This is a genomic window from Amycolatopsis sp. NPDC004079 (assembly GCF_040610415.1).
GTDB classification, from domain to species: Bacteria; Actinomycetota; Actinomycetes; order Mycobacteriales; family Pseudonocardiaceae; genus Amycolatopsis; species Amycolatopsis halotolerans.
Genome location: NZ_JBEXMH010000109.1, coordinates 1 through 20,728, shown reverse-complemented (window position 1 = coordinate 20,728; position 20,728 = coordinate 1). Strand labels below are relative to the sequence as shown.

The window sequence follows — 20,728 nt, the reverse complement described above, 5'->3', positions numbered from 1 at the left end:
CTCCCTTTCTCCCCCCCCCCCCCATAATGTCGTTTTGGTTAACCCTGAGGGACTCTGAGTCCCTCAGGGTTCCCCTCACGGACCGCAAACCCCGCTCCAGGACCACCGGGCCCGGGAGCAGTGAGGAGAACCCGTGTCCGCCACCCAGCCCGTCCGGATCCGGGTCGCCACCGCGCAGCCGTACGACGTGCTCGTGGGCCGCGGCCTGCTCGGCGAACTCACCGAGCAGCTCGCCGACGCGTCGAAGGTCGCGCTGATCCACCCGCCGACGCTCACCGCCACCGCCGAGGCCGTCCGCGACGAGCTGGCCGCGGCCGGGCTCGACGCGCACCGCGTCGAGATTCCCGACGCCGAGGACGGCAAAGCGTTCTCCGTCGCCAGTTTCTGCTGGGAAGTCCTCGGCCGGATCGGGCTGGACCGGCGCGGCGTGGTCGTCGCGCTCGGCGGCGGGGCGGTCACCGACCTCGCCGGGTTCGTCGCGGGCACCTGGATGCGCGGCGTCCGGCTGGTGAACGTGCCGACGACGCTGCTCGGCATGGTCGACGCGGCGGTCGGCGGGAAGACCGGGATCAACACCGAAGCGGGCAAGAACCTCGTCGGCGTCTTCCACGAGCCGTCCGCCGTCCTGGTCGACCTCGCGACGCTGGAATCCTTGCCGCGCAACGAACTCATCGCCGGAATGGCCGAGATCGTCAAGACCGGCTTCATCGCCGACCCGCGGATCCTCGAGCTGATCGAGGCCGACCCGGCACAGGCGCTCGACCCGGCGGGCGACGTGCTTGCCGAGCTGGTCCGCCGCTCGATCCAGGTGAAGGCCGACGTCGTCGCGGCCGACCTGCGCGAGTCCGACCTGCGCGAAATCCTCAACTACGGCCACACCCTCGGCCACGCCATCGAACGCCGCGAGCGCTACCGCTGGCGCCACGGCGCGGCGGTCAGCGTCGGTCTGGTGTTCGCCGCGGAACTGGCCCGCCTGGCCGGACGCCTCGACGACGCCACCGCCGACCGGCACGCCTCCGTGCTCAAGCTGATCGGCCTGCCCACTGCCTACGACGCGGACGCGCTGCCCCAGCTGCTGGAAAGCATGAAGGGCGACAAGAAAACCCGCTCCGGCGTGCTGCGGTTCGTCGTCCTGGACGGGCTCGGCAAACCCGGCAGGCTGGAAGGCCCCGACCCGTCCGTGCTCGCCGCCGCGTACTCGGCGATCGCGGCCGAGGCCACGGGAAACGGCGGGAGCGTGCTGCTGTGAAGGCGTTCGTGTTCAACGGCCCCAACCTCGGCAGGCTCGGCAAACGCGAACCGGCCGTCTACGGCTCCACCACGCACGACGACCTCGCGCAACTCTGCGTCGCGACCGGCGAGGAACTGGGTCTCGACGTCGAGGTGCGCCAGACCGACCACGAGGGCGAAATGGTCGGCTGGCTGCACGAGGCAGCCGACGCGGGCGCGCCGGTCGTGCTGAACGCCGGGGCGTGGACGCATTACTCGATCGCCGTCCGCGACGCCGCCGCCCAGCTCACCGCGCCGCTGCTCGAGCTGCACATCAGCAACGTGCACAAGCGGGAGGAATTCCGGCACCACAGCGTGCTTTCGGACATCGCGACCGGGGTGATCGCCGGTCTCGGGGTGGACGGTTACGCGCTCGCGTTGCGCTGGATCGCTGCGCATTCGGCCTGACGTCGGCAGGAAAGCCCTGCTGCGGCAGAACGATTTCGGCGGCACAGCGCGCTTTCCGCCCCCCCCGCACCCACCATGTTCGCCGGTCGCGAGGCGCGAACGACCCCGCCGCGGCAAACAGCGCAAAGCAAGCCCCAGGTAAACCCGCCTCCCGACCAGCAGATGCGCGACGTGGTTCACCCATCCGGTGCCGCTGTCGCTACACTCGGCGATCATGCACCCGTTTCGTCGTGGGGGTCGGCGACCCGTGCGTCAGCTGCTCTCGCTGCTGATCGCCGGATCCCTCGTTTCCGGGTGCAGCCAGACGACGGCCCAGCCGCAAGCGGAGGGCACCGATCACGGCGGCATCGCGGGCGGGGCGCCGCAGGTTCCGAAGGATCCGCCTCGGGCGGCGGATGTCGCGCTCACCGCTGGGGCCAGTCGCGCGAGCGGGGGAGTGGTCGTCGCGGGGGCCGCGGACGCGTCCTACAACTACGGCCCCACCGTGATGGTCGAGAACGGCCGCACCCGGATCTGGTGGTGCAGCCAGTACAGCAGTGCCCCGCCGCCGGGGGACGACATTCTCTACGCCGAGGGTCCCTCGGCCGACGGACCCTTCACCGGACCGGGTGGCGGTGCGCCGTCCGCGGTCTTGTCCGGCGCGCCCGGGAACTTCGACGGCATGCACACCTGTGACCCGTCGGTGTTGCGCGTCGGCGGCACGTACTTCATGTACTACACCGGCGCGGCGGGCGATCACGCGCTCGGCAACGCGATCGGCATGGCCACCAGCCCGGACGGCATCCACTGGACCCGGTCGAACGGCGGCAAACCGATCCTCGGCGCGTCCCACGACGTCCACCGCGCCAACGTCTACGGCGCGGGCCAGCCCTCGGTGGTCTTCCTCGACGGCTGGTACTACCTGATGTTCACCGACACCACCGGCCGCGCGGCGGGCTGGAACGGGGCGGGCCAGTTCGTCATCCGGGCGCACGACCCGGCATTCCGCGAGGGCGTGGAAGCGTTGGGGGAGAAGGGTTTCGAACCCACCGCGACGACCGCCGCGCCGCGCACCCGGTCCGTCGTCGACGCGTTCAGCGTGGACCTGGAGTGGGTCGGCGCGCTCGACGCCTTCGCCATCGCGCACGAGACCGCCGACGGGACCACGATCACCTTCTGGGACCGCGATTTCACGATGCAGCCGTACAAACCGGTCGTGCTCCCGGGCGCGTGGAAGGAAGGCCCCGGCCTCGTCCGCCGTCCCGACGGGCACGCGCCGACCTCGGTCAGCGATCCGTGCGACCTGGTCTCGCTGGACGTCGTGCGCGCCACGGAGATCGGCCCGGCGGGCGCGCCGAGCGGGCTGAAGCACTTCGGGCTCGACGTGAAAGGCGCGGGCGGCTGCTCGACCCCGACGCGCAGCACCGCGACCTTCGACGGCGTCGCCATGCCGTCCCCGGACCGCATGATCGACCTCTACCGCCGCGGCGAGCGCATCCGGATCGACCGGCGTTCAGTCGCCTCGGTCCTCGCCGGGGAGCTGGTCGACCGGCCGCTGCCGCAGGTGCCGGAGGTGCCGGTGAAGACCCGTCTGCGCTCCGGCGCGACCATCGTGCACGCGTACGGCCGCGGCTACGGCATGGTGCTCGACGGGCAGCTTTACGGCCTGCCGGACACGACGATCGTGTCGCTCAACGGTTCCGGGGTGCAGGAGATCGACCCGCAACAGTGGGACGGCGCCGCCCGCGGTTTGCCGCTGGGCGGCTGACCGGCGAAGGCTTCGGAGCGGCCCGCGGGGTCGGGCTCGGCGGCAGTTCGAGTTCGCCGGAGCGGCTGCCGGTGCCGTCTTCGTCCTCGTCGTCCGGCTCCTGGTCAGAAGAGCCCGAGGAGTCTTCCTCCGCCGCCGGACGCCGGATCCGGCCGCCGACGAACAGCCCCAGCCCGGCGGGCACCAGCACGAGCAGCGCGGAGAACGCCGCCCCGCCGGTGAGCGCGGCTCCCAGCTCGGAAACCCCGGTCTGGTCGACGAAAATCGCCCGCCCGATCACGTACAGGATGCCCGAGCACACGCCCGCGACCAGCGACGCGATGAACCACGCGCGCCCTCTGTCGCGCAGGCCGCGCCAGCCGTCGATCGCGCTCCACAGCGCCGCCAGACCGACCAGTACGGCGATGGTGAGCGACGTGAACAGCGTCTGGCCGGTCGGGTGGAACACGGACCACTTGGCGAGCAGCGTCATCGCGGCGGCGTGCACGACCGCCATGACCAGCCCGCGCGTCAACCAGGCACCCAGCATGGACGGAGTGTAGGCGCGCCGAAGTCAACCGCCAGTAGGCCGTCCTCGAACCGTTGCCGGGCGACGGCCGGAAGCCGCTGGTTAAGCTGGTCGCGTGCCGGAAATCCACGCTCGCCGCCGCGCCGCGCTCGCCGCCCTGCTCCACGAGAACGGGGTCGACGCGCTGCTGGTCACCGATCTGCTCAACATCCGCTACCTGACCGGGTTCACCGGGTCGAACGCCGCGCTGCTGGTGCACGCCGGCGGCGACGCGAAGACCCTGTTCTGCACCGACGGGCGCTACACGACCCAGTCGGAGTCGGAGGTGCCGGACCTGGAACGCGTGCTCGACCGCGCCAGCGCCCGTGCGCTCGCGGCGCACGCGGGCAGCCGGCTCGCGGACTACGGCCGGACCGGGTTCGAGAGCCAGCACGTGAGCGTCGAGGCGCACGAGAACCTCAAGGTGCCCTTCGACCGGGTCGAGCTGATCCGCACGCCGGGGCTGACCGAGCAGCTGCGGGTGGTCAAGGACGAGGTCGAGATCGCCGCTCTGCGCGCCGCGTGCGCGGCCGCGGACCGCGCGCTGGCCGGGTTGATCGAGGCCGGGGGAGTGCGCCCGGGCCGGACCGAGCTGGAAGTGGCCCGCGACCTGGAGAACCGGATGCTGGAGCACGGGTCGTCCGGGATCTCGTTCGAATCCATCGTCGCCGCCGGGCCGAACTCGGCGATCCCGCACCACCGGCCGACCGGGGCCGAGCTGAGCCGCGGCGACTTCGTGAAGTTCGACTTCGGGGCCACGGTCGACGGCTACCACTCGGACATGACCCGCATGGTCGTCATCGGCGAGCCCGCGGACTGGCAGCGCGAGATCTACGACCTGGTGCACCGCGCGCAGGCGGCGGGCTGCGAGGCGGTCCTCCCCGGCGCTGTGGTGTCCGAAGTGGACGCCGCGGCGCGGTCGGTGATCGCCGACGCGGGGTACGGCGAGCAGTTCGCGCACGGTCTCGGCCACGGCGTCGGGCTGGAAGTGCATGAGGCACCGAGCCTGGCCGCGGCGGGCGTCGGTACACTGTCCGCCGGTATGGCGGTCACCGTCGAGCCCGGCGTGTACCTCGCGGGGCGCGGTGGCGTGCGCATCGAGGACACGCTCGTCGTGCGGGACTCCGGACCCGAACTCCTCACCCTGAGCACCAAGGACCTCGTGGCCGTCTGACGGCCGCGGCCGAAGAGATCGAACACAGGAGACCTGAAGACTCGTGGCCACCACCAACGACCTGAAGAACGGACTCGTCCTCAAGCTGGACGGCCAGCTGTGGAGCGTCACCGCGTTCCAGCACGTCAAGCCGGGCAAGGGCGGCGCGTTCGTGCGCACCACCCTCAAGCACGTGCTGACCGGCAAGGTCGTCGACAAGACCTTCAACGCGGGCACGAAGGTCGAGACGGCGACGGTGGACCGCCGGAACATGACGTACCTGTACAAGGACGGCGCGGATTTCGTCTTCATGGACGGCGACACCTACGACCAGATCACGGTGCCGGCCGAGACCGTCGGCGACAACGCGAACTACATGCTCGAGAACACCGAGGTCCAGGTCGCGGTGCACGAGAGCGAGCCGCTGTACGTCGAGCTGCCGACCTCGGTCGAGATCCTCGTCCAGCACACCGACCCGGGCCTGCAGGGCGACCGCTCCACCGGCGGCACCAAGCCCGCGACGCTCGAGACCGGTGCGGAGATCCAGGTCCCGCTGTTCCTCTCGACCGGCGAGAAGATCAAGGTCGACACCCGCGACGGCCGTTACCTCGGCCGCGTCTCCAGCTGATGGCGGACAAGCTCCCCCCGCACCCGAACCGCGGCGGCGCGATCAGCAGGCGGCAGGCCCGCAGGCGCGCGGTCGAGATGCTCTACGAGGCCGCCCAGCGGTCCGCCGACGCGGTCACGCTGCTGGCCGACCGCGTCGGCGCGGTCGAGGTCGACCCGGTCGCGGACTACACGATCACCGTCGTGGAGGGCGTCACGGCCCACCGCGAGCGGATCGACGAACTCCTGGCGGAGCACTCGCAGGGCTGGACCCTCGAGCGGATGCCGCCGGTCGACCTGGCCGTCCTGCGCGTCGGCGTCTACGAGATGCTGTGGGCGGCCGACGTCCCCGACGCGGTCGCGATCGACGAGGCGGTCGGCCTCGCGAAGGAACTTTCGACGGACGACTCGCCGAGGTTCATCAACGGCGTCCTCGGCCGCATCGGCACGATCGCAGACCGCCTGCGCGCGGTGCTGTAGTCCGGCGGCCCGGTAGTCAGAGGTAACCCGGCTGGGGGAAAGCGGCCACCTGAATGGCCGCTGCCTGATCGGGTCACGCCGGGCCGCGGCGGCCGGCACGAGGGGCGTCCCGGCGAAAATTGATCACCGAGCGGAATCAGAACCGGTCGGCGGGCGCCATTCGCGGCGGCCCGGCCCGGCCGGTTTTCGCGGTGATCCGGCGAGTTCCGGGCCGTCGTCTTCGGGATCCGCTGCGGTGAGTGAGCAGTCGCCCGGCACGGACGGCGGACCAGCGGCCGACCGGGAAATCCGCGCCGTGCGACGGGAATCGCGGCATGAAACCGCGGAAACCGCTAAGCAGCACCAATTTTTCGCGCCGCGCGAGGTGAGCGGTCGCGGAGGTGAGTCGGCGTTCGAAGCCGAACTGCAAGCCGCGTCAGGGAATTCGTCCGGAAACCAGAATTCCGGAGCGGAGGAGCGGCCGGGGCGAGGAAAACGTTTCTGGAGGCGCGTCTCGGAGCGGAAAACGTGTCGGGACTCGGACGGATCCGGTTCCCAGCGGGAAAGCGGAGAAATTCAGACGGGTCCGCCGCGCGGCGAACGGGCGCGTCAGCGCGACCGCGGTCGGGATCGACTCGGATCACCCGAGGTCAACCCGGTCGAGCACGGCGGAAGAATCGGGGCTTCGGCAGCTCCGGAACCGGGATTTCGGCTCCAGAACCGGACTTTTGGCATCTCCGGAACCAGGACTTCGGCATCTCCGGACCGGGCCTTCGGCGGCTCCGGAACCGGCGCTTCAGCAGCTCCGGACCGAGCTTCCGACGGCCCCGGAACCGGCACAGCAGCAGCTCCGGAACTGGGTCTTCGGCAGGTCCGGAACAGGATTTCGGCAGCCCCGGCCCTACCCGAAGCGCGGCGGGCGTTCCCGGTTCCCCGGGTGCGGGAAGCCCGCCGCGTCGTGCACGGCCGCTGCCGCCATCGGTCCTCAGTCCTCTTTGGACGGCCGGGCTTCCGGCGGGAGGACGCCCCAGTCGATGAGCTGCTCGGTGAGCTCGCCGGGGGTCATGTCGTAGATGATGGCGAGCGAGCGCAGGTCCTCGGTGCGGATGGAGAGCACCTTGCCGTTGTAGTCGCCGCGCTGGCTCTGGATGGTGGCCGCGTACCGGGCGAGCGGGCCGACCTTCTCCGCGGGGAGCTGCTGGAGCCGCTCCAGGTTGATCACGATCTTCGTGGCGGGCTCGGCCCCGGACGGGACGCGGCCCTCCGGCAGCAGTTCGACCACCGGCACGCCGTAGAAGTCCGCCAGTTCGGCCAGCTTCTGGACGGTGACCGCCCGGTCGCCGCGCTCGTACGAGCCGACCACGACGGCCTTCCAGCGTCCGCCGGACTTCTGCTCGACCCCGTGCAGGGACAGGCCCTGCTGCTGGCGGATCCCGCGGAGCTTGGCCCCGAGCGCCTTGGCGTAATCGCCCATCTGGTGGTTCTCCGTTTCCTCACCCCGCGCCGGCCGGGAGGACCGGGCCGGGGACTCCTCGAGTCGAATACTCAGAGTAATGGTTACGCATAGTTGTCACCAGGTCAAGCAGTAGGTCGGTCCGTGCAGGTGGCGGCCGTGCGCGTACCACCCGGAAGACTGATTGACCGGTCCTGCTACTGTCGGTGCGGTTTCCGGCAGCAGCCGGTTGCCGACGTCCTTTAAGGACCCGTCCAGAGAGGCGGGGAAGGAGGTCCGCCTTGTCGTCACGTCCGCGTGGCGCGGCGGAGCCGGCGGGAGAGCGCGAGCTGCTGTCCGCCGGTGATGTCGCGCGCACGATCGCGAGGATGGCCCACCAGGTCATCGAGAAGACCGCTCTCGGAGCCGGTCCGCCCGAGCAGTACCCGGTGCTGCTCGGCATCCCCACGCGCGGCACTCCGCTGGCCGCGCGCCTCGCCGGGAAGATCGGCGAATTCGCCGGGGTCGCGCCGCCGCACGGCGCCCTCGACATCACCCTCTACCGCGACGATCTCCGCCGCCGTCCGCCGCGTGCTCTCGAGCAGACGCAGCTGCCGCCGGGCGGGATCGACAACCGGGTCGTCATCCTCGTCGACGACGTCCTGTTCTCCGGCCGCACCATCCGCGCCGCCCTCGACGCCTTGCGCGACCACGGCCGCCCGCGTGCCGTCCAGCTCGCCGTGCTCGTCGACCGCGGCCACCGCGAGCTGCCGATCCGCGCCGACTACGTCGGCAAGAACGTGCCCACCGCGCGCGCCGAGGGCGTCTCCGTGCTGTTGTCCGAAACCGACGGCCGGGACGCGGTGCTGCTGCGCGCGCCGGAAGGAGAAACCCGGTGAAGCACCTGCTCGCCACCGACGGGCTCGACGCGGACACCGCGACCGCCGTGCTCGACACCGCCGACGAGCTGAAGCACACGCTGCTCGGCCGCGAGGTGAAGAAGCTGCCGACGCTGCGCGGCCGCACCGTCATCACGCTGTTCTACGAAAACTCCACGCGCACCCGGGTGTCGTTCGAGATCGCCGGGAAGTGGATGAGCGCGGACGTGATCAACGTCTCGGCGTCCAGCTCCTCGGTGAACAAGGGCGAATCCCTGCGGGACACCGCGCTCACCCTGGCCGCCGCGGGCGCCGACTGCGTGATCATCCGGCACCCCGCTTCGGGCGCCGCGCACCGGCTGTCCGGCTGGCTCGCCGGTCCGGGCACCGCGGTGGTCAACGCGGGCGACGGCACCCACGAGCACCCGACCCAGGCGCTGCTGGACGCGGCGACCTTGCGCGAGCGCCTCGGTTCGCTGAAGGACCGGCGGATCGCGATCGTCGGCGACGTCCTGCACAGCCGGGTCGCGCGGTCGAACATCCACCTGCTCAGCACTCTCGGCGCGGAGGTGGTGCTCGTCGCGCCGCCGACGCTGCTGCCGGTCGGTGTCGAGAAGCTGCCGGTCACGGTGTCGCACGACCTCGATGCCGAGCTGCCCGCGGTCGACGCGGTGATGATGCTGCGCGTCCAGGCCGAACGCATGCACGGGGGCTTTTTCCCGTCGGCGCGCGAATATTCGATCTCCTACGGGCTCTCCGCGCGCCGCCAGTCGCTGCTGCCGGAGCACGCCGTGGTGCTGCACCCCGGCCCGATGCTGCGCGGCATGGAGATCGCCTCCGCGGTCGCGGATTCCCCCTCCTCAGCCATTACCGAACAGGTCCGCAACGGCGTCCACGTGCGCATGGCGGTCCTCTACCACCTCCTGGCCAGTGAAGGAGCTGCCGCGTGAGCATCGTGATCAAGGGTGCCCGCCCGTACGGCGAGGGCGAGCCGGTGGACGTCCTGATCGAGGACGGCGTGATCGCCGCCATCGGCGCGGTGAGCGTTCCCGAGGGCGCCGAGGTGCTCGACGCCAAGGGCCAGGTCCTGCTGCCCGGATTCGTCGACCTGCACACGCACCTGCGCGAGCCGGGCCGTGAAGACACCGAGACCATCGACAGCGGTTCCGCTGCGGCCGCGCTGGGCGGCTACACCGCCGTGTTCGCCATGGCCAACACCGATCCGGTCGCCGACAACTCGCTCGTCACCGACCACGTGTGGCGGCGCGGGCAGGAAGTCGGCCTGGTCGACGTCCACCCGGTCGGCGCGGTCACCGTCGGGCTCAAGGGCGAGAAGCTCGCCGAGCTGGGCACGATGGCCAAGGGCACCGCGGCCGTGCGGGTTTTCTCCGACGACGGCGTCTGCGTCGCGGATCCGCTGCTGATGCGCCGCGCGCTGGAGTATTCGACCGCGCTCGACGCGGTGATCGCCCAGCACGCCGAGGAACCGCGGCTCACCGTCGGCGCGCAGGCGCACGAGGGCGAGCAGGCTTCGCGCCTGGGTTACCCGGGCTGGCCGGCGTCGGCGGAGGAGTCGATCGTCGCGCGCGACTGCCTGCTGGCGCTGCACGCGAACGCGCGGCTGCACGTCTGCCACGTCTCCACCGCGGGCACGGTCGACGTCCTGCGCTGGGCGAAGGAACGCGGCACGAAGGTGTCGGCCGAGGTCACGCCGCACCACCTGCTGCTGACCGACGACCGGCTGGAGACCTACGACCCGGTCAACAAGGTCAACCCGCCGCTGCGCACCGGCGGCGACGCGGAGAAGCTGCGCGCCGCGCTGGCCGAGGGTGTCGTGGACTGCGTCGCGACCGACCACGCGCCGCACGCCCCGCAGGACAAGGACACCGAATGGGCCGCCGCCCGGCCCGGCATGCTCGGCCTGCAGACCGCGCTGTCGGTGGTCGCCGAGACGATGGTCAAGACCGGCCTGCTCGACTGGCGCGGCGTCGCCCGCGTCATGAGCGAGCGGCCCGCGGAGGTCGGGAACCTGGCCGGGCACGGCCGTCCGATCGAAGCGGGCGAACCGGCGAACCTGACGCTGGTCGACCCAGACGCCGAGTGGACCGTGCGCGGGGCCGAACTGGCCAGCATCGCCGCCAACACCCCGTACGAGGGAATGCGGTTGCCCGGCGTGGTGACGGCGACCCTGCTGCGCGGGCGGATCACCGCGCGCGAGGGGAAGATCTGCTGATGGAGCGGCTGCTGCTGACGCTGGGGATCGTCGTCTTCTTCCTGCTGTGCCTGTGGGGCATGTGGATGGGCTGGCGGCGCAAGGCGCGTTCGCAGAGCGCGCGGATCGCGCCGTTCCCGGAGATCCCGGCCGAGCCCGGCGAGTTCCAGCTGGAATCCGTCGGCGTGTGCGTGGGCACCACGACCGCGGGCAACTGGCAGGACCGCGTCGTCACGCGAGGCGCGGGCCCGCGGTCCGGCGCGGTCTGGCGGCTGCACCCGGACGGGGTGGCCGTGGAACGCGGCGGGCTGCCGGACTTCTGGATCCCGCGCGCCTCGATCACCGGGATCCGCCGCGACTCCCGGCTCGCGGGGAAGGTCACCGGCACCGACGTGCTGCTGGTGATCACCTGGCGGCTCGGCGACGTCGAGCTGGACACCGGGTTCCGCGGCGACGACTTAGACGACTATCCACAATGGATCGAAGAGCTTTCCCCGGGGCTCGGGGGCAGTGCCCCCGCCGGGGGTTCGGGGGTCCGTCCCCCGAAAGACACAGATCACGACATCAAGGGAGGTGCCCAGTGAGCACCGGCACTCGCGGCCCCGCCGCCCTGGTTCTCGAAGACGGCCGGGTGTTCCGCGGCGCGGCGTACGGCGCGCGCGGGCGTACGCTCGGCGAGGCGGTGTTCTGCACCGGCATGACGGGGTACCAGGAAACGCTGACCGACCCGTCGTACCACCGGCAGATCGTGGTGCAGACCGCGCCGCAGATCGGCAACACGGGCTGGAACGACGAGGACGACGAATCGGCCCGGATCTGGGTTTCCGGTTACGTCGTGCGGGATCCCGCGCGCACGCCGTCGAGCTGGCGGGCGAAGCGCACGCTGGACGACGAACTGGTGCGCCAGGGCGTGGTCGGGATTTCCGAGGTGGACACCCGGACGCTGACGCGGCATCTGCGCGAGCAGGGCGCGATGCGCGCGGGCGTGTTCTCCGGCGACGCGCTGGGCAGCGACGAGCAGATGGTCGCGGAGGTGCTGGCGAGCCCGCCGATGAAGGGCGCGGATCTCGCGGGCGAGGTCTCCACGGACTCCCCGTATGTCGTTGCGGCGCAGGGCGAACGGCGGTTCCGGGTCGCGGCGCTGGACCTGGGGATCAAGTCGAACACGCCGCGGCTGATGACGCAGCGGGGCATCGAGGTGCACGTGCTGCCGTCGAGCACGAGCGCGGAGGAGCTGCTGGCGCTGGAGCCGGACGGGGTGTTCCTGTCCAACGGTCCCGGCGACCCGGCGACCACCGCGCACGCGACCGCGTTGACGAAAACCGTTCTGGAGCAGCGGATTCCGCTGTTCGGGATTTGTTTCGGCAACCAGATCCTCGGCCGCGCCTTGGGTTTGGGCACCTACAAGATGCGCTACGGGCACCGGGGCATCAACATCCCGGTGATCGACGTGGCGACCGGCCGGGTCGCGATCACCGCGCAGAACCACGGTTTCGCCCTCGAAGGCGAGCCGGGTCAGCGGTTCGATTCCCCTTACGGGGCCGCGCAGATCAGCCACTACTGCCCGAACGACGACACCGTCGAAGGCGTGCGAGCGTTCGACGTGCCCGCGTTTTCCGTGCAGTACCACCCCGAAGCGGCAGCGGGTCCGCACGACGCCGCGCCGCTGTTCGATGAATTCGTTGACTTGATGGAGAAGAAGGCCTGATGCCGAAGAGGACGGACATCCAGCACGTGCTGGTGATCGGCTCCGGGCCGATCGTGATCGGGCAGGCGGCCGAGTTCGACTACTCGGGCACGCAGGCCTGCCGGGTGCTGCGCAGCGAGGGCCTGCGCGTGTCCCTGGTGAACTCGAACCCGGCGACGATCATGACGGATCCGGAGTTCGCGGACGCGACCTACATCGAGCCGGTGACGCCGGACTTCGTGGAGAAGGTCATCGCCGCCGAGCGCCCGGACGCGATCCTGGCGACGCTGGGCGGGCAGACCGCGCTGAACTGCGCGGTGGCGCTGCACGAGCGCGGCGTGCTGGAGAAGTACGGCGTGGAGCTGATCGGCGCGGACATCGACGCCATCCAGCGCGGCGAGGACCGGCAGAAGTTCAAGGACATCGTGCGCACGATCGGCGCGGACGTGCCGCGCTCGCGGGTGTGCCACGACATGGACGAGGTCCGGTCCACGGTCGAGGAACTGGGCCTGCCGGTGGTCATCCGGCCGTCGTTCACGATGGGCGGCCTCGGCTCGGGCATGGCGCACACGCCCGAGGACCTGGAGCGGCTGGCCTCGACCGGGCTCACCGAGTCCCCGGTCACCGAGGTGCTGATCGAGGAGAGCGTGCTCGGCTGGAAGGAGTACGAGCTCGAGCTGATGCGCGACAAGCACGACAACGTCGTGGTCGTGTGCTCGATCGAGAACGTGGACGCGATGGGCGTGCACACCGGCGACTCGGTCACCGTCGCGCCGACGATGACGCTGACCGACCGCGAGTTCCAGGTCATGCGCGACGTCGGCATCGCGGTGCTGCGCGAGGTCGGCGTGGACACCGGCGGCTGCAACATCCAGTTCGCGTTCAACCCGGCCGACGGCCGGATGGTCGTGATCGAGATGAACCCGCGCGTGTCCCGCTCGTCCGCGCTGGCGTCGAAGGCGACCGGTTTCCCCATCGCGAAGATCGCGGCGAAGCTGGCCATCGGCTACACCCTCGACGAGATCCGCAACGACATCACCGGCGAGACCCCGGCGGCGTTCGAGCCGACGCTGGACTACGTCGTGGTGAAGGTGCCGCGGTTCGCGTTCGAGAAGTTCCCCGGCGCGGACCCCACGCTGACCACGACGATGAAGAGCGTCGGCGAGGCGATGTCGTTCGGCCGCAGTTTCCCCGAAGCCCTCGGGAAGGCGATGCGGTCGATCGAGACGAAGGCGACCGGGTTCTGGACGCTGCCCGACCCCGAGGGCGCGACTGCCGAGTCTACTTTGGACTCGCTGCGCACGCCGCACGAAGGCCGCCTCTACGAGGTGGAACTGGCGCTGCGGCTCGGCGCGACCGTCGAGCAGGTGCACGAGGCCTCCGGCATCGACCCGTGGTTCATCGACCAGATCGCGCTGATCGGCGAGGTCGGCGCCGAGGTCCGCGACGCACCGGTGCTCGACGGCGACCTGCTGCGGCGGGCGAAGCGCACCGGCCTTTCGGACCGCCAGATCGCCGCGCTGCGCCCCGAGCTCGCGGGCGAGGACGGCGTGCGGGCGCTGCGGCACCGGCTGGGCGTGCGGCCGGTGTTCAAGACGGTCGACACCTGCGCGGCGGAGTTCGCGGCGAAGACGCCGTACCACTACTCGGCCTACGAGACCGACCCCGCGGCCGTCTCCGAGGTCGCGGCACAGGGCGACAAGCCGAAGGTGCTGATCCTCGGCTCCGGGCCGAACCGGATCGGGCAGGGCATCGAGTTCGACTACTCCTGCGTGCACGCGGCGATCGCGTTGCGCGAGGCCGGGTTCGAGGCCGTGATGGTCAACTGCAACCCGGAAACCGTGTCCACGGACTACGACACGAGCGACCGGCTGTACTTCGAGCCGCTGTCGTTCGAGGACGTGCTGGAGGTCGTGCACGCCGAGCAGCAGTCCGGCACCGTCGCCGGCGTAATCGTGCAGCTGGGCGGGCAGACCCCGCTCGGGCTCGCGCAGCGGCTGGCCGACGCCGGGGTCCCGGTCGTCGGGACGCCGCCGGAGGCGATCGACCTGGCCGAGGACCGCGGCGCGTTCGGCGACGTGCTGACCGAGGCCGGGCTGCCCGCGCCGAAGTACGGCACGGCGACCTCGTTCGAGGGCGCGAAGCGGATCGCCGACGAGATCGGCTACCCGGTGCTGGTCCGCCCCTCCTACGTGCTGGGCGGGCGCGGCATGGAGATCGTCTACGACGAGGAGACCCTCGCCGGCTACATCCGCCGCGCCACCGAGGTCACCCCGGAGCACCCGGTGCTGGTGGACCGGTTCCTCGACGACGCCATCGAGATCGACGTCGACGCGCTGTTCGACGGCGAGGACCTCTACCTCGGCGGCGTCATGGAGCACATCGAGGAGGCCGGGATCCACTCCGGCGACTCCTCCTGCGCCCTGCCGCCGATCACCCTCGGCGCGCAGGACCTCGACGCGGTCCGCCGCTCCACCGAGGCCATCGCGCGCGGCGTCGGCGTCCGCGGCCTGCTCAACGTGCAGTACGCGCTCAAGGACGACGTGCTCTACGTCCTGGAGGCCAACCCGCGCGCCTCGCGCACCGTCCCGTTCGTCTCCAAGGCCACCGCCGTCCCGCTGGCGAAGGCCGCGGCGCTGGTGATGACCGGCTCGACGATCAAGGACCTGCGCGCCTCCGGCGTCCTGCCCGCCGAGGGCGACGGCGGCCGGATGCCCGCCGATTCCCCGGTCGCGGTCAAGGAGGCAGTGCTGCCCTTCCACCGGTTCCGCACGCCGGAAGGACACGGCGTCGACTCGCTGCTCGGCCCGGAAATGAAATCCACCGGCGAGGTCATGGGCGTCGACACCTCCTTCGGGAAAGCATTCGCGAAATCGCAGAGCGGCGCCTACGGATCCCTTCCCACCTCGGGCCGGGTTTTCGTCTCCGTCGCCAACCGCGACAAGCGCTCGCTCGTCTTCCCGGTGAAGCGGCTGGCCGACCTCGGCTTCGAAATCCTCGCCACCTCCGGCACCGCGGAAGTGTTGCGGCGCAACGGGGTTGCCTGTTCGGTCGTGCGCAAGCACTCCGAGCCGGACCCGGGGACCGGCGAGCCGAACATCGTCGACGTGATCCTCGCCGGCGAGGTCAACATGGTGATCAACACGCCGTACGGAAACAGCGGACCGCGCGTGGACGGTTACGAAATCCGGACGGCCGCGGTCTCGCGCGATATTCCTTGTGTCACCACGGTTCAGGGCGCCGCGGCGGCCGTGCACGGCATCGAAGCGCTTATCCGCGGCGACATCGGCGTGCGCAGCCTGCAGGACCTCCAGGCGGCCTTGAAGGCGACGTCGTGACCGCGCGGTTCGGGGCCCGGCTGGCCGAAGCGGTGGCCGCGCGCGGGCCGCTGTGCGCCGGGATCGACCCGCATCCGGGTCTGATCGAGTCGTGGGGCTTGCCGCTCGACTCGAGCGGGCTCGAACGCTTCGCGCTCAGCGCCGCGGAGGCGCTGGGCGAGGTGGCGGCGATCGTGAAGCCGCAGTCGGCGTTCTTCGAGGCGTTCGGGTCCGTCGGAGTGGCGGTGCTCGAACGCGTCGTGGACGTCGCCCACGACGCCGGAGCGCTCGTCCTGCTGGACGTGAAGCGCGGCGACATCGGTTCCACCATGGCGGCCTATACGGCGGCGTACGTGGCCGAGAAGGCGGCTTTCACCGCCGACGCGGCCACGGTGTCGCCGTACCTCGGCTTCGGCGCGCTGGACGCGGCTGTGGCGGCGGCGCGCGAAGCGGGCAACGGGCTCTTCGTCCTCGCGCGCACGTCCAACCCGGAAGCGAACGCGTTGCAGCGCGCGCGGCTCGAAGACGGCCGTACGGTCGCTCAGAGCGTCGTAGACGCTGCTGCGGACCACAATGCGGGTGCTGAGCCGTACGGCGACGTCGGTGTGGTCGTAGGGGCCACTGTGGCTCCTGGGGAAGTCGACCTGAGCCGGCTCAACGGACCGGTGCTCGCGCCCGGTTTCGGGGCGCAGGGGGCAACTGAGGCGGATTTGCGGGCAGTCTTCGGGGAAGGCCTTCCGGGCCTGCTCCCGGCGTCTTCGCGCGACCTGCTGCGCCACGGCCCGGACACCGGCGCGTTACGCCGTGCGGCCCAAGAGGTGAACGGCCGGTTGGCGGGACTGCGCGAAAAAGGCCAATAGCAGGCCCCGGAATCGCGCTCCACCAGCCACCCCCGCATTGTGGCCCCTGCTCAGGGGTGGGTACCGTCGCGTCACCCACCCAGATGTGAGAACTACCGGAGGAAAACGTGGCACTTCCCCAGCTGACAGAGGAACAGCGTGCTGCGGCGCTGGAGAAGGCCGCCGCCGCCCGCCGCATCCGTGCTGAGCTGAAGGAGCGGCTGAAGCGGGGCGGTACCACTCTGGTCGACGTGCTGAAGCAGGCCGAGGAGAACGAAGTCCTCGGCAAGATGAAGGTTTCGGCCTTGCTCGAGGCGCTCCCCGGCGTCGGCAAGGTGCGCGCCCAGCAGACGATGGAACGACTGGAGATCGCCCCCAGCCGCAGGCTCCGCGGGCTCGGCGACCGGCAGCGCAAGGCGCTGCTGGCCGAGTTCAGCGGCGAGTGAGCGGCGTCGGTCAGGACTACCCGGTGACCCGGGGCGCCGACCGCGGCAGTGAGCCGGTGGCAGGAGACATCTCCCGCCCCCGGCTCACCGTCGTCTCCGGCCCTTCCGGCGTCGGGAAGTCGAGTGTGGTGGGACAGCTGCGCCTGCTCGAGCCGAACCTGTACTTCAGCGTTTCGGTGACGACGCGGGCGCCGCGGCCGGGCGAGGTCGACGGAAACCATTACCACTTCGTGGATTCCGCCGAATTCGACCGGATGGTGGCCGGGAACCGGCTGCTGGAATGGGCCGAGTTCGCGGGCAACCGGTACGGCACGCCGCGCGATCCGGTGGAGAAGGCATTGGCCGACGGCCGTCCGGCGGTCCTGGAGATCGAACTCCAGGGCGCCCGGCAGGTCCGGGCCGCGATGCCGGAAGCGCGGCTGGTCATGCTGATGCCGCCGTCCTGGGAAGAACTGGTCGGCAGGCTCACCGGTCGCGGCACCGAGACCGAGGCCGCGGTGGCCGCCCGGCTGGCGGAGGCGGAACGCGAACTGGCCGCGGCGGGGGAGTTCGACGAGCGGGTCGTGAACGCCGACGTCGAGGTCGCCGCGCGGCGGTTGCTAGACTTGATTACCGGCGGTGGCGATTCTGCCGCCGCTCGATGTGACGATACGGAGCACCCCGAGTGACTGTGCAACAGGCGACGCTGGAAGAGCTCGAAGGCATCACCAACCCGCCGATCGACGACCTGCTCGAAAAGGTCTCCTCGAAGTACGCGCTGGTGATCTACTCGGCCAAGCGGGCCCGGCAGATCAACGACTACTACGCGCAGCTGGGCGAGGGCCTGCTGGAATACGTCGGCCCGCTGGTCGAGCCCGGCCCCCGCGAGAAGCCGCTGTCGATCGCGCTGCGCGAGATCCACGGCGGGCTGCTCGAGCACACCGAGGGTGAGTGACGCCAAGCCCAGGGTCGTCCTGGGCGTGGGCGGCGGCATCGCCGCCTACAAGGCGTGCGAGGTCCTGCGGGGCCTCACCGAATCCGGGCACGACGTCCGCGTCGTGCCCACCGAGGCCGCGCTGAACTTCGTCGGCGCGGCGACCTTCGAGGCGCTGTCCGGGAACCCGGTGCACACCGGGGTTTTCACCGAGGTGCCCGAGGTGCAGCACGTGCGGGTCGGCAAAGAGGCCGACCTCGTGCTGGTCGTCCCGGCGACCGCGAACCTGCTGGCCAAGGCCGCGCACGGGCTCGCCGACGACCTCCTGACGAACACCCTGCTCACCGCCCGGTGTCCGGTCGCCTTCTTCCCGGCGATGCACACCGAGATGTGGGAGCACCCGGCCACCCGCGACAACGTGGCGCTGCTGCGCTCGCGCGGCATGGTCGTCACCGAACCCGCGGCGGGCCGGTTGACGGGTGTCGACACCGGCAAGGGACGGCTCGCCGACCCGGCCGAGATCGTCGACCTGGCCCGCTTGCTGCTCGCCGAACCGAAGGCGCTGCCGCGAGACCTCGAAGGCCTCCGCGTGGTGATCTCCGCGGGCGGCACCCGCGAACCGCTCGACCCGGTCCGCTTCCTCGGCAACCGCTCGTCCGGCAAACAGGGCTTCGCTCTCGCCCGGGTCGCCGCGCAGCGCGGCGCCGAGGTCACGCTGGTCGCCGGGCACACCGACGAACTCCCCGCCCCGGCGGGCGCGACGCTGCACCGCGTGTCCACCGCGGAAGAAATGCGCAAAGCGGTGCATTCCGCCGCGGCAAACGCGGATGTCGTCGTGATGGCCGCCGCGGTCGCGGATTTCCGGCCCGCGACGCTGGCCGACCACAAGATCAAGAAGTCCGACGACAGCCCGGACCCGGTCATCGCGCTCGACCGCAACGCCGACATCCTCGCCGAAGTGGTGCGGGAACGGCGTTCCGGGCAGATCGTGGTGGGTTTCGCCGCGGAAACCGGTGACGAGAACGGCAGTGTGCTCGACCACGCCCGCGCCAAGCTTCGGCGCAAGGGCGCGGATTTGCTCGTGGTCAACGCGGTCGGCGACGGAAAAGCCTTCGGCACCGAGGACAATTCGGGCTGGCTGCTCGCCGCGGACGGCACTGAGCAGGTCATCGCGCAGGGCGCGAAGGCGCGGCTGGCGGCCACATTGTGGGATGCCGTAACAGCGTTGATCCAACGTCGACTCTAGCTACAGGCCCGCTGGGTAGGGTGGGCTGTGCCAGGAGCGCCTGAAATCCGGTGGGGCGCCACCGCTTGACCGAGGGAAGTGACGAGGTCGTGTCTGCGTCCACGAAAAGGCTGTTCACGTCGGAATCCGTGACTGAGGGCCACCCCGACAAGATCTGTGACGCCATCAGCGACTCGATCCTCGACGGCCTGCTGACCAAGGACCCGCGCAGCCGGGTCGCCGTCGAGACCCTGATCACGACGGGCCAGGTGCACGTCGCGGGCGAGGTGACGACCGAGGCGTACGCGGACATCCCCACCATCGTGCGGGACGTCATCCTGCGCATCGGCTACGACTCGTCGGCCAAGGGCTTCGACGGCAACTCCTGCGGCGTGAACGTGGCGATCGGGTCGCAGTCGCCCGACATCGCCCAGGGCGTCGACACGGCGTACGAGTCGCGCGTGGAATCGGACGAGGACGAGATCAACCGCCAGGGCGCGGGCGACCAGGGCCTGATGTTCGGCTACGCCTGCTCGGACACGCCCGAGCTGATGCCGCTCCCGATCGCGCTCGCGCACCGCCTCTCGCGCCGGCTGACCGCGGTCCGCAAGGACGGCGTTCTGCCGTACCTGCGTCCCGACGGCAAGACCCAGGTCACCATCGAGTACGCGGGCGAACAGCCGGTGCGGCTCGACACCGTCGTGGTCTCCACCCAGCACGCGGACGGGATCGACCTGGAGCAGATGCTCGGCGTCGACGTGCGCAAGCACGTCGTGGAGCCGGAGCTGGCCGAACTGGGCCTCGACACCGGCAGCACCCGCCTCCTGGTGAACCCCACCGGCCGCTTCGTGATCGGCGGCCCGATGGGCGACGCCGGGCTCACCGGCCGCAAGATCATCGTCGACACCTACGGCGGCATGGCCCGCCACGGCGGCGGCGCGTTCTCCGGCAAGGACCCGTCCAAGGTGGACCGCTCCGCCGCGTACGCGATGCGCTGGGTGGCCAAGAACGTGGTCGCGGCCGGGCTTGCCGGACGGGTCGAGGTGCAGGTGGCGTACGCGATCGGCAAGGCCGCCCCCGTCGGCCTGTTCGTCGAGACCTTCGGCACCGAAACGGTCGACCCGACCAAGATCCAGTCGGCCATCAGCGAGGTCTTCGACCTGCGCCCCGCCGCGATCATCCGCGACCTGGACCTCCTGCGCCCGATCTACGCCCCGACCGCGGCCTACGGCCACTTCGGCCGCCCGGACCTGAACCTCCCCTGGGAAAGCACCGCCCGCGCAGACGCCCTGCGCTCCCTGGCCGGCGCCTGATCCGCTTTCTTGGTCCGTGAAGGGCTCCTTGAGGGAATCTAGTTCCCTCAAGGAGCCCTTCACGGCTTTCGGGCGAGGCGGCTAGGCCGAAGTCCGTGAGGGGAACCCTCACGGACTCAGAGTCCCTCAGGGTTCCCCTCACGGACAGCCGCGCAGCCGATGCACCCAACCATCGAGGCACCCGGCCCCGCCCCAACCCCGATACGAAGCCTCCTCTGCGGTTCGGGCGCGCTTCCGATTCCGCCCTGACCGCATCTCGGCAGCAGACCGCACTCAG

20 protein-coding genes are annotated in these 20,728 nt (G+C 70.9%); 18 read left to right on the top strand and 2 right to left on the bottom strand.

The genetic code is table 11. The features are described from left to right. Window positions 1-133 precede the first annotated feature (133 nt). The 3 genes from aroB to ABZX37_RS46880 all read left to right on the top strand — a co-directional run bounded on the left by aroB (window position 134) and on the right by ABZX37_RS46880 (window position 3,424). Window positions 134-1,249 carry a 3-dehydroquinate synthase gene (aroB, locus tag ABZX37_RS46890; protein WP_354750820.1) on the top strand — a complete coding sequence of 372 codons (1,116 nt, stop codon included), beginning with the start codon at window positions 134-136 and terminating at the stop codon, window positions 1,247-1,249. Beyond that, entirely contained in the window at window positions 1,246-1,677 is a 432-nt protein-coding gene (aroQ, locus tag ABZX37_RS46885) for a type II 3-dehydroquinate dehydratase (RefSeq protein WP_354750819.1), read from the top strand. Before aroB ends, aroQ begins: the two co-directional genes overlap by 4 nt. A 256-nt stretch (window positions 1,678-1,933) precedes the next feature. Beyond that, a complete protein-coding gene (locus ABZX37_RS46880) occupies window positions 1,934-3,424 on the top strand; it encodes a beta-xylosidase (RefSeq protein WP_354750821.1) in 1,491 nt (496 codons plus the stop codon). Here the strand turns inward: ABZX37_RS46880 and ABZX37_RS46875 are convergent. Further along, a complete protein-coding gene (locus ABZX37_RS46875; protein ID WP_354750818.1) occupies window positions 3,348-3,953 on the bottom strand; it encodes a B-4DMT family transporter in 606 nt (201 codons plus the stop codon). The genes ABZX37_RS46880 and ABZX37_RS46875 overlap by 77 nt on opposite strands. A gap of 94 nt (window positions 3,954-4,047) precedes the next feature. On the opposite strand from ABZX37_RS46875, the gene ABZX37_RS46870 reads away from it, so the two are divergent. From ABZX37_RS46870 to nusB, 3 genes are read left to right on the top strand one after another with little or no spacing between them, the layout of a single operon-like run. Next, window positions 4,048-5,145: an aminopeptidase P family protein gene (locus ABZX37_RS46870; RefSeq protein ID WP_354750817.1), complete on the top strand. Its 1,098-nt coding sequence runs from the start codon at window positions 4,048-4,050 to the stop codon at window positions 5,143-5,145. Window positions 5,146-5,188: 43 nt separating this feature from the next. Next, window positions 5,189-5,752: an elongation factor P gene (gene efp / locus ABZX37_RS46865; protein ID WP_354750816.1), complete on the top strand. Its 564-nt coding sequence runs from the start codon at window positions 5,189-5,191 to the stop codon at window positions 5,750-5,752. Then, window positions 5,752-6,210: a transcription antitermination factor NusB gene (gene nusB, locus ABZX37_RS46860; protein ID WP_354750815.1), complete on the top strand. Its 459-nt coding sequence runs from the start codon at window positions 5,752-5,754 to the stop codon at window positions 6,208-6,210. Before efp ends, nusB begins: the two co-directional genes overlap by 1 nt. 964 nt (window positions 6,211-7,174) lie before the next feature. Here nusB and ABZX37_RS46855 read toward each other — a convergent pair. Beyond that, window positions 7,175-7,663 carry a helix-turn-helix domain-containing protein gene (locus ABZX37_RS46855; protein WP_003096372.1) on the bottom strand — a complete coding sequence of 163 codons (489 nt, stop codon included), beginning with the start codon at window positions 7,661-7,663 and terminating at the stop codon, window positions 7,175-7,177. Window positions 7,664-7,923: 260 nt separating this feature from the next. Here ABZX37_RS46855 and pyrR point away from each other — a divergent pair, with 260 nt between their 5' ends. From pyrR to metK, 12 genes are all read left to right on the top strand, one after another. Continuing rightward, window positions 7,924-8,520 carry a bifunctional pyr operon transcriptional regulator/uracil phosphoribosyltransferase PyrR gene (gene pyrR / locus ABZX37_RS46850; RefSeq protein ID WP_116203800.1) on the top strand — a complete coding sequence of 199 codons (597 nt, stop codon included), beginning with the start codon at window positions 7,924-7,926 and terminating at the stop codon, window positions 8,518-8,520. Next, window positions 8,517-9,449, top strand: a complete 933-nt coding sequence (locus tag ABZX37_RS46845; RefSeq protein ID WP_354750814.1) for an aspartate carbamoyltransferase catalytic subunit — start codon at window positions 8,517-8,519, stop codon at window positions 9,447-9,449. The genes pyrR and ABZX37_RS46845 overlap by 4 nt, the downstream gene beginning before the upstream one ends. After that, complete coding sequence (locus ABZX37_RS46840; protein ID WP_354750813.1) at window positions 9,446-10,732, top strand: dihydroorotase; 1,287 nt, start codon at window positions 9,446-9,448, stop codon at window positions 10,730-10,732. Before ABZX37_RS46845 ends, ABZX37_RS46840 begins: the two co-directional genes overlap by 4 nt. Next, complete coding sequence (locus ABZX37_RS46835) at window positions 10,732-11,295, top strand: transporter (protein ID WP_354750812.1); 564 nt, start codon at window positions 10,732-10,734, stop codon at window positions 11,293-11,295. The genes ABZX37_RS46840 and ABZX37_RS46835 overlap by 1 nt, the downstream gene beginning before the upstream one ends. Next, on the top strand, window positions 11,292-12,419 hold the full coding sequence (gene carA, locus ABZX37_RS46830) for a glutamine-hydrolyzing carbamoyl-phosphate synthase small subunit (RefSeq protein WP_354750811.1): 1,128 nt from the start codon (window positions 11,292-11,294) through the stop codon (window positions 12,417-12,419). The genes ABZX37_RS46835 and carA overlap by 4 nt, the downstream gene beginning before the upstream one ends. Then, window positions 12,419-15,736 (top strand): carbamoyl-phosphate synthase large subunit, encoded by a 3,318-nt coding sequence (gene carB, locus ABZX37_RS46825; RefSeq protein WP_354750810.1) that lies wholly within the window; start codon window positions 12,419-12,421, stop codon window positions 15,734-15,736. The genes carA and carB overlap by 1 nt, the downstream gene beginning before the upstream one ends. Continuing rightward, a complete protein-coding gene (pyrF, locus tag ABZX37_RS46820) occupies window positions 15,733-16,575 on the top strand; it encodes an orotidine-5'-phosphate decarboxylase (protein WP_354750809.1) in 843 nt (280 codons plus the stop codon). The genes carB and pyrF overlap by 4 nt, the downstream gene beginning before the upstream one ends. A gap of 107 nt (window positions 16,576-16,682) precedes the next feature. Further along, the gene (gene mihF, locus ABZX37_RS46815) at window positions 16,683-17,000 is read left to right on the top strand and encodes an integration host factor, actinobacterial type (protein ID WP_003096398.1); all 318 of its coding nucleotides are present in this window, start codon (window positions 16,683-16,685) and stop codon (window positions 16,998-17,000) included. Next, window positions 16,997-17,668 (top strand): guanylate kinase, encoded by a 672-nt coding sequence (gmk, locus tag ABZX37_RS46810; protein ID WP_354750808.1) that lies wholly within the window; start codon window positions 16,997-16,999, stop codon window positions 17,666-17,668. The genes mihF and gmk overlap by 4 nt, the downstream gene beginning before the upstream one ends. Next, window positions 17,665-17,934 carry a DNA-directed RNA polymerase subunit omega gene (rpoZ, locus tag ABZX37_RS46805; RefSeq protein ID WP_020658117.1) on the top strand — a complete coding sequence of 90 codons (270 nt, stop codon included), beginning with the start codon at window positions 17,665-17,667 and terminating at the stop codon, window positions 17,932-17,934. The genes gmk and rpoZ overlap by 4 nt, the downstream gene beginning before the upstream one ends. Beyond that, the gene (gene coaBC / locus ABZX37_RS46800) at window positions 17,927-19,159 is read left to right on the top strand and encodes a bifunctional phosphopantothenoylcysteine decarboxylase/phosphopantothenate--cysteine ligase CoaBC (protein WP_354750807.1); all 1,233 of its coding nucleotides are present in this window, start codon (window positions 17,927-17,929) and stop codon (window positions 19,157-19,159) included. The genes rpoZ and coaBC overlap by 8 nt, the downstream gene beginning before the upstream one ends. A gap of 89 nt (window positions 19,160-19,248) precedes the next feature. Next, the gene (metK, locus tag ABZX37_RS46795) at window positions 19,249-20,451 is read left to right on the top strand and encodes a methionine adenosyltransferase (RefSeq protein ID WP_043838399.1); all 1,203 of its coding nucleotides are present in this window, start codon (window positions 19,249-19,251) and stop codon (window positions 20,449-20,451) included. Window positions 20,452-20,728 lie beyond the last annotated feature (277 nt).

Excerpts from the sequence above, each read along its gene's own strand:
- ABZX37_RS46875 (WP_354750818.1), bottom strand. The coding sequence starts at position 3,953 with ATGCTGGGTGCCTGGTTGACGCGCGGGCTGGTCATGGCGGTCGTGCAC.
- nusB (WP_354750815.1), top strand. The coding sequence starts at position 5,752 with ATGGCGGACAAGCTCCCCCCGCACCCGAACCGCGGCGGCGCGATCAGC.
- ABZX37_RS46855 (WP_003096372.1), bottom strand. The coding sequence starts at position 7,663 with ATGGGCGATTACGCCAAGGCGCTCGGGGCCAAGCTCCGCGGGATCCGC.
- ABZX37_RS46835 (WP_354750812.1), top strand. The coding sequence starts at position 10,732 with ATGGAGCGGCTGCTGCTGACGCTGGGGATCGTCGTCTTCTTCCTGCTG.
- carB (WP_354750810.1), top strand. The coding sequence starts at position 12,419 with ATGCCGAAGAGGACGGACATCCAGCACGTGCTGGTGATCGGCTCCGGG.